This window comes from Streptomyces sp. NPDC057253 (assembly GCF_042669125.1).
Lineage (GTDB): Bacteria > Actinomycetota > Actinomycetes > Streptomycetales > Streptomycetaceae > Streptomyces.
The window spans coordinates 1-7,561 of record NZ_JBHUXV010000239.1 but is presented as its reverse complement, the minus strand read 5'-3'; the positions used below and the strand labels follow the sequence as shown (position 1 = coordinate 7,561).

Genomic DNA, 7,561 nt, shown 5'->3' with positions numbered 1-7,561 from the left:
GTGACCATCGTCACCGGCCCCTTTCGCCGTTTCCTTGCTACCTTCGAAGGTGCCCGACGAGACGCGCCGTACCGGGACCGCCGTACCGACACAGCAAAGACGACGCACCCCTGTCCGCCGTAAGTCTCGGAGGTGCTCGTCATGGCCTGGGTCCTGCTCGTCCTCGCCGGTCTGCTCGAAGTCGGCTGGTCGATCGGCATGAAGTACACAGAGGGCTTCACCCGGCTCGTGCCCAGTGTGCTCACCGGCGCCGGCATCGTCGCCAGCATGCTGCTGCTGTCGTACGCCGCCAAGTCCCTCCCCATCGGTACCGCCTACGGCGTCTGGGTCGGGATCGGGGCGGCCGGGGCGGCGGTGCTCGGCATGGTGGTGCTGGGGGAGCCGGTCACCGCCGCGCGGATCTTCTTCGTGTGCCTGCTGCTGGTCGCCGTGGTGGGGCTGAAGGCGACCTCCGGTCACTGAGGCGCGGTCACTCCCGGCGGACCGCGGCCGTCTGGCCCAGACCGCCCGTCGCTCCGCCGCTCGGCGTGTCCCCCGTGGTGCCGCCGCTCGCGTCACCCGTGGTGCCGCCGTCGGTGGTGCCGCCCCCGGTCGAGGTGTCCCCGGTGGTCCCGCCGTCCGTCGTACCGCCGTCGGTCGTGGTCCCGCCGGTGGCCCCGCCCGTCGTGGTGTCGCCCCCGGTCGTGGTGCCGCCGTTGTCCTGGCCCTGGGTCTGCCCCTGGGTCTGGCCCTGCGTCTGCCCCTGGGTGGCGCCCCGGGTGTCCTGGCCGCCGTCGGTGTCGCCCGTGGCGCCGCCGTTGTCCTGGCCCTCCGTGGACGGGTCGACGGGGGCCTGGGTGCTGGGGGCCTGGTTCTCGGCGCCCGGCTGGAGTTCGAGGTCGAAGTCGGTGACCGGCTTCCCCTTGAGCGCGGCCTTGGTGTACTGCGCCCAGATCTCCGCGGGCGGCCCGCCGCCGTTGACGCGTTGCAGGCCCAGCGCGCCGTACAGCGACTTGTGGGCGGCGGTCACCGGGTCCTGGCCCATCACGGAGACCACGGTGGCGAGTTCGGGGGTGTAGCCCGCGAACCAGGCCGCGGTGTCCTCCTCGGCGGTGCCGGTCTTGCCCGCGGCGGGCCGGTCGGCGGCCTGGGCGGCGGTGGCCGTGCCGTTCTCGACGACGCTCTGGAGGATCGAGGTGGTGGTGTCGGCGGCCTCGCGGCTGATGGCCTGGCGGGTCTTCTTCGCGGGCAGCTCGACGTTCTCCTGACCGTCCTTGGTGATCTTGTCGATCATCGTGTACGTGCCGTGCCGGCCGTGGTTGGCGATGGTGGCGTAGGCCTCCGCCATGTCGAGGACGCTCGCGGTGTTCACGCCGAGCGCGATCGAGGGGCTCGCCGTCAGGTCCGGGGTGTCGGCGGGGATGCCCAGGTCGATCGCGGTCTGCTTGACCTTGTCGGAGCCGACGTCGACGGCCATCTGCGCGTACACCGAGTTGACGGACTTGTCGGTGGCCTCGCGCACGGTGATCTCACCGTAGCTGCCCTGGTCCTCGTTCTCGGGGGCGTAGCTGCCGCCGCTCCAGCCCACCACCGGACGCTTGTTGGTGCCGTCGTAGTAGGTGTTGGGGGTGATGGTCTGGCCGTCCTGCGTCTCGGAGTCGTTCTGGACGGCCGAGGCGAACACGATGGGCTTGAAGATCGAGCCGACCTGGAAGTCGCCGCGGGTCGCGCCGTTCGTGTACTGCTTGACGTAGTCGATGCCGCCGTACATCGCGACGACCTTGCCGGTCCTCGGGTCGACGGAGGCGCCGCCCGCGCGGACGTAGCTGTCGGCCTTGTTGTCCTTCTTGTCGAGCTTCTTCATCACCTGGTCGTTCACCGCCTTCACGAAGGCGTCCTGCTTGCTCTTCTGCAGGGTGGTGGTGATGCGGTAGCCGCCCGCCTCCAACTGCTCCTTGGTGAGGATCTTGTTGCTGATGATGTATTCCTCGACGGCGTCCCTGATGTAGCCGCGCTGCCCGGACAGACCGGTGGAGACGGTCTGTTCCTTCGGCATCGGGAACTTCAGGCCGGTGCGCGCGGACTGGGCGAGCCAGCCCTTCTTGACCATGCCGTCCAGGACGTAGTTCCAGCGGGCCTCGGCCGCCGTCTTGTTCTCGGGGTGGGCGACGACGTCGTACTCGCTCGGCGCGTTGACCAGCGCGGCGAGGTAGGCGGCGTGGGCCGGGTCGAGGTCGACGGCGTCCTGGCCGTAGTAGGCCTGGGCGGCGGCCTGGATGCCGTAGGCGTTGCGGCCGAAGTAGCTGGTGTTGAGGTAGCCCTCGAGGATCTCGTCCTTGGACTTCTCGCGGTCCAGCTTGATCGAGATGAAGAACTCCTTGGCCTTGCGGGTGACCGTCTGCTCCTGGGCCAGGTAGTAGTTCTTCACGTACTGCTGGGTGATCGTCGAACCGGACTGCTTGCCCTTGCCGGTCGCGGTGTTCCAGCCGGCCCGCAGCATGGCCTTCGGGTCGATCGCGGACTCGGTGTAGAAGTCGCGGTCCTCGGCGGCGAGGACGGCGTGCTGGGCGTCCTTGGAGACCTGCGAGAGCGAGACGTTCTCGCGGTTGACCTCGCCGTCGCGGGCGAGCTGGCTGCCGTCGGCGTAGAGGTAGACGTTGGACTGCTTGGTGGCGAGCGCGTTGGCCGGCGGGATCTTGACCATGGAGTAGCCGAGGTAGAACAGGCCGGCCAGGACCAGCAGTCCGAGGACGAAGGTGCCCACGACCATGCGCCAGGTCGGGATCAGCCGTCGCCAGCCGGTCCGCCTGGGCCGCTTGGCCTTCTTCTCCCCGCCGGGCTGTTCAGCCGCCTGCGGGTCTGTCGGTGCCCAGCCCTCGGTCGGCTGCTGCGGCTGGTCGCTCATGTCGTGCACGGACTCCTGTTTCGCGTCGTACGTTCCCGTACGACCTCGTACGCCTTCTGCGCCCCCTGTTGAAGACTCTCGCACCATCCGTTCCGTTCCCGGATATGGCGCGCGTCTCGCCCGGAAATTGGGTGGCCCTCCTCGTCACCTGCGCACTAGGCTCCTGCGCTTCGGTGTCGGCGGGCCGAGGAGGGCTGTGGATGTGGGTTCGGGGCGGTTGTACGCGGCCGTCGCGGCGGGGGGATTCAGACGTTACGCGACTTACCGGGCGGCGACGCTCGCCGGGGTGTTCACCAACACCGTCTTCGGTGTGATCTTGGTCTACACGTATCTCGCGCTGTGGGACGAGAGGCCCCATCTCGGCGGATACGACCAGGCCCAGGCGGTCACCTACGTGTGGCTGGGGCAGTGTCTCTACTCGACGCTGGCCATCCAGGGCGGCGGCGCCGAGAAGGACCTGATGGACCGGATCCGCACGGGCGAGATCGCGGTCGACCTCTACCGGCCGGCCGACCTGCAACTGTGGTGGCTGGCCAGCGACTTGGGTCGCTCGCTGTTCCAGATGCTGGGACGCGGAGTGATCCCGTTCGCCTTCGGGGCGCTCTTCTTCGACATGGCGCTGCCCACGGACGTCACCTCGTGGGCGGCCCTGCTGGTGGCGCTGCTGCTCGCGATGGTCGTCAGCTTCGGCATCCGCTACCTCGCCGCCCTGAGCGCGTTCTGGCTGATGGACGGCCAGGGCATCTCGCAGGCCGTGATGATCCTGGGGATCTTCTGCTCGGGCATGGTGCTCCCGCTGAACGCGTTCCCGGGCGTCTTCGGCGACATCGTGCGCGCGCTGCCGTGGGCGGCACAGCTCCAGATGCCGGCGGACGTCCTGATGGGGGAGACCGATCCGCTCGGCGCGTACGCCTTCCAGGCGGTGTGGGCGGTGGTGCTGCTGGCGGCCGGACGGCTGCTCCAGCAGGCGGCGACGCGGCGGGTGGTGGTGCAGGGTGGCTGACGTGACCGGAGTGACCGAGGCGGCCGGCGGGACCCGTCTGGGCGAGGCGCCGGGAGGAACCCGCCTGAGCGAGGGGCTGCGGGCCTACCGGCTGATCGCCGGCATGTGGATCCGCTCCGCCATGACCTACCGCGCCTCCTTCGTCGTCACGGTGTTCGGCAACCTGGCGGTGACCGGCCTGGACTTCGTCGCGATCCTGCTGATGTTCTCGCAGGTCGACTCGCTGGGCGGCTGGAGCCTGCCCGAGATCGCCTTCCTCTACGGCCTCTCGGTGACCGCCTTCGGGATCGCCGACCTGGTGCTGGGCTCCATGGACGTGCTGGGTTCCCGGATCCGCGACGGCTCCTTCGACACCCTGCTGGTGCGGCCCGCGCCGGTGCTCGCGCAGATCGGCGCCGACCACTTCGCGCTGCGCCGTCTGGGCCGGATCACCCAGGGCGGGGTGGTGCTGGTGTGGGCGCTGGCCTCGGTGGACGTCGACTGGAACGCGGCGAAGGTGCTGCTGGTGCCGGTGATGGTGATCAGCGGTGCGGTGATCTTCAGCGCGGTGTTCGTGGCGGGCGCGGCCTTCCAGATCTACGCGCAGGACGCCTCCGAGGTGCAGAACGCGTTCACGTACGGCGGTACGACCCTGCTCCAGTACCCGCCGACCGTGTTCGGGAAGGACTTCGTGCGGGGCGTGACCTTCATGTTCCCGATCGCCTTCGTCAACTGGGTGCCGGCCTGCCACGTGCTGGGCCGGCCGTATCCGCTGGACCTGCCGGAGTGGGCGGCCTTCGCGCCGCCGCTGGTGGCCGCGGTGTGCTGTGGACTGGCCGGTCTCGCGTGGCGGGCGGGGCTCGGTTCGTATCGGAGTACGGGGAGTTAGTGGTGGAGGTGGCAGTGGACGTGGCGGCGGACAGGGCGGTGGACGCCTTCATTGAACTGGACAGCGTCGAGAAGGTCTTCGACGTGCGCAAGAAGACCGGCTTCCTGAAACGGGAGCGGCGCCAGGTGCGGGCGGTCGACTCGATCTCCTTCACCGTGGCGCGCGGTGAGATGGTCGGCTACATCGGCCCCAACGGCGCCGGCAAGTCGACCACGATCAAGATGCTGACGGGCATCCTGACCCCGTCCGGCGGCCGGCTGCGGGTGGCCGGCATCGACCCGTCCCGCGAACGCACCCGGCTCGCCCACCGCATCGGGGTGGTCTTCGGCCAGCGCACCACCCTGTGGTGGGACCTCCCGCTGATCGACTCGTACAAGCTGATGCACCGCATGTACCGCATCCCGGACGCCCGTTACCGCGAGAACCTCGACCGCTGTGTCGAACTCCTCGAACTGGGCGACCTGTTGGACGTCCCGGTGCGCCAACTGTCGCTGGGCCAGCGGATGCGGGGCGACATCGCGGCGGCCCTGCTGCACGACCCCGAGGTGCTGTACCTGGACGAGCCGACCATCGGGCTCGACGTCATCTCCAAGGCCAAGGTGCGGGGATTCCTGCGGGAGTTGAACACCGAGCGCGGCACGACGGTCCTGCTGACCACGCACGACCTCCAGGACATCGAGCAGCTCTGCTCGCGTGTGATGGTCATCGACCACGGCCGCCTGATGTACGACGGTCCGCTGGCCGGCCTGCACGAGGTGGGGGAGAGCGAGCGGACCCTGGTGGTGGACCTGGAGCGGGAGTTGCCGCCGATCGACGCGGCTCCGGCGCGTGTGGTGAAGGTGGAGGGGCCCCGGCAGTGGCTGGCGTTCCCGGCGTCCGAGTCGGCGGCGGCGCTGGTGGCGCGGGTGGCGGCGGAGTACCCGCTGGTGGACCTGTCGGTGCGGGAGCCGGACATCGAGGCCGTGATCGCGAAGATGTACGCCGGGGAAGCGGAGAAAGCGGTGTCGTAGCCGTGCGGTGAGGTACCTCGTAGGCTGCCTTCCATGACGGACGAACTCCCGGAGCTGCGTGCCTCCGACGCCGATCGTGAGCGAGTCGCCGAGGTCCTGCGGGACGCCCTCGCCGAGGGGCGGCTCGACATGGAGGAGTTCGAGGAGCGGCTGGAGACGACGTACAAGGCGCGTACGTACGGCGAACTCGCGCCGATCACCCGGGACCTGCCGGTCGGCCCGGTGACCGCCCCCAAGGTCGACATGCTCAAGCGGCCCGAGCCGGACGGGAGTTGGGCGTCCCGGATCGTCGGCGGCGAGGGGTCCTCCACGTGGGCCGTCGCCGTGATGTCCGGGTTCCAGCGCAAGGGCCGCTGGACCGTGCCCCGGCGCTTCAACTGCTTCGCCTTCTGGGGCGGCGGGGAGATCGACCTGCGCGAGGCGAACTTCGCCGCGGGCGAGGTCGAGATCAACTGCGTGGCGATCATGGGCGGGACACAGGTGATCGTGCCGCCGGGTGTCGAGGTCGTGGTGCGCGGGATCGGCATCATGGGCGGCTTCGACCACCGCGAGGAGGGCGTGCCGGGGGAGCCGGGAGCTCCGCGCGTGATCGTGACGGGCTTCGCGTTCTGGGGCGGGGTCGGGGTGGAGCGCAAGCTCCGGAAGGCGGACCGGTTGCGGCTGCGGGAGGAGCGGCGACAGGAGCGGCTGGAACGCCGCCGGGGGGAGGACTGAGGGTCCGTTGGCGGGTGCGGGTGCGTTGTGGCTGGTCGCGCAGTTCCCCGCGCCCCTAAAAGACCTCACCTGAGCGCCCCTTCAGGAGCGCGGGGAACTGCGCGATCAGCCCCCACCGGCCCGTACTCACAATCGTGCCGCTGCCGACCCCTTCAGGTACTCCAGGTCGAACGCCGACGCCATCCGCTCGTACCCCCGGTCGTTCGGGTGGAGGCGGTCCCCCGAGTCGTACAGGGTGCGGAGCGTGCGTGGGTCGTACGGGTCCCGCACCGCCTTGTCGAAGTCGACCACCGCGTCGTAGACCCGCCCCGCCCTGATCTCCGCGTTGACGCTCTGGCGGACCGCCTCGCGGGCCTTGGTCCAGCCGTGGCGGTCGCCGAACGGCATGAGCGTTGCGCCGACGACCTTGATGCCGTGGGCATGGGCCTGGCGGACCAGGTCGCGCAGCCCCGCGAGGAGCTGGTCGGCGTCGGCGGTGCCGGGGGTGCGGAGGATGTCGTTGATGCCGAGGTCGATGACGACGACCTTGACGTTCGGCCGCTCCAGCACGTCCCGCCGGAAGCGGTGGATGCCGGCCTGGTTCTCCGGGGGCCGCGCGTCCACGAGGATCCGGTTGCCGCCGATCCCCGCGTTGACCACGCTGTAGCGCGGAAGGTCCTGCCCGTCGGCGAGAGCGGACCGCAGGCGCCGGTTCAGAAAGTCCGGCCAGCGGGCGTTCGCGTCGGCCGTGGAGTCCTTGCCGTCGGTGAGCGAGTCCCCGAAGGCGACCACCGTGCCGTCCGCCTCGCCGCTGAGCACGTCCAGCGCGGTGAGGTACCGCCAGCGGTCGACCCGCTCGGTGAACGCCGTTCCGGTCACGTCCCCCGTCAGGTCGCCCTCACCGGCGTACGACGTCTGCCGGGCGTACGGGTGGTAGGTGACCGGTCCGGACAGGGTGGGGGAGTAGGTGGTGACCAGGACGTCACCGCCCGCCGGGACGGCGAGGGCGACGGCGTCGCTGAGCACCTGTCCGCCGGCCGCGATGACGACCGTGGTGTTGCCGCCGAACGTGAGCCGTCGCACGGTCCCCGCGCTCGCCGCGG

The 7,561-nt window shown here is 70.1% G+C and carries 7 protein-coding genes and 1 riboswitch; of the genes, 5 read left to right on the top strand and 2 right to left on the bottom strand.

All coding sequences use genetic code 11. The annotated features are described in order from the left end of the window. Positions 1-35: 35 nt before the first annotated feature. Positions 36-109, top strand: a riboswitch (guanidine-III (ykkC-III) riboswitch). Positions 110-141: 32 nt separating this feature from the next. Next, positions 142-462: a DMT family transporter gene (locus ACFULQ_RS47990; RefSeq protein WP_383557843.1), complete on the top strand. Its 321-nt coding sequence runs from the start codon at positions 142-144 to the stop codon at positions 460-462. A gap of 7 nt (positions 463-469) precedes the next feature. Here the strand turns inward: ACFULQ_RS47990 and ACFULQ_RS47985 are convergent, their stop codons facing one another. Next, entirely contained in the window at positions 470-2,884 is a 2,415-nt protein-coding gene (locus tag ACFULQ_RS47985) for a transglycosylase domain-containing protein (protein WP_383557840.1), read from the bottom strand. A gap of 202 nt (positions 2,885-3,086) precedes the next feature. Between ACFULQ_RS47985 and ACFULQ_RS47980 the strand changes: the two genes are divergently transcribed. The 4 genes from ACFULQ_RS47980 (at position 3,087) to ACFULQ_RS47965 (ending at position 6,479) form a co-directional block, all read left to right on the top strand. Further along, positions 3,087-3,887, top strand: coding sequence for an ABC transporter permease (locus ACFULQ_RS47980; protein ID WP_383557847.1), 801 nt, complete (start codon positions 3,087-3,089; stop codon positions 3,885-3,887). Between the two features lie 103 nt (positions 3,888-3,990). Then, positions 3,991-4,755, top strand: coding sequence for an ABC transporter permease (locus ACFULQ_RS47975; protein ID WP_383557845.1), 765 nt, complete (start codon positions 3,991-3,993; stop codon positions 4,753-4,755). Positions 4,756-4,757: 2 nt separating this feature from the next. Continuing rightward, on the top strand, positions 4,758-5,765 hold the full coding sequence (locus ACFULQ_RS47970; RefSeq protein WP_383557837.1) for an ATP-binding cassette domain-containing protein: 1,008 nt from the start codon (positions 4,758-4,760) through the stop codon (positions 5,763-5,765). Between the two features lie 33 nt (positions 5,766-5,798). Beyond that, on the top strand, positions 5,799-6,479 hold the full coding sequence (locus tag ACFULQ_RS47965; RefSeq protein WP_383557835.1) for a DUF1707 domain-containing protein: 681 nt from the start codon (positions 5,799-5,801) through the stop codon (positions 6,477-6,479). 126 nt (positions 6,480-6,605) lie between these two features. Here the strand turns inward: ACFULQ_RS47965 and ACFULQ_RS47960 are convergent. Next, the coding region (locus tag ACFULQ_RS47960) for an SGNH/GDSL hydrolase family protein (protein WP_383557833.1) at positions 6,606-7,561 on the bottom strand (956 nt) is incomplete at its 5' end.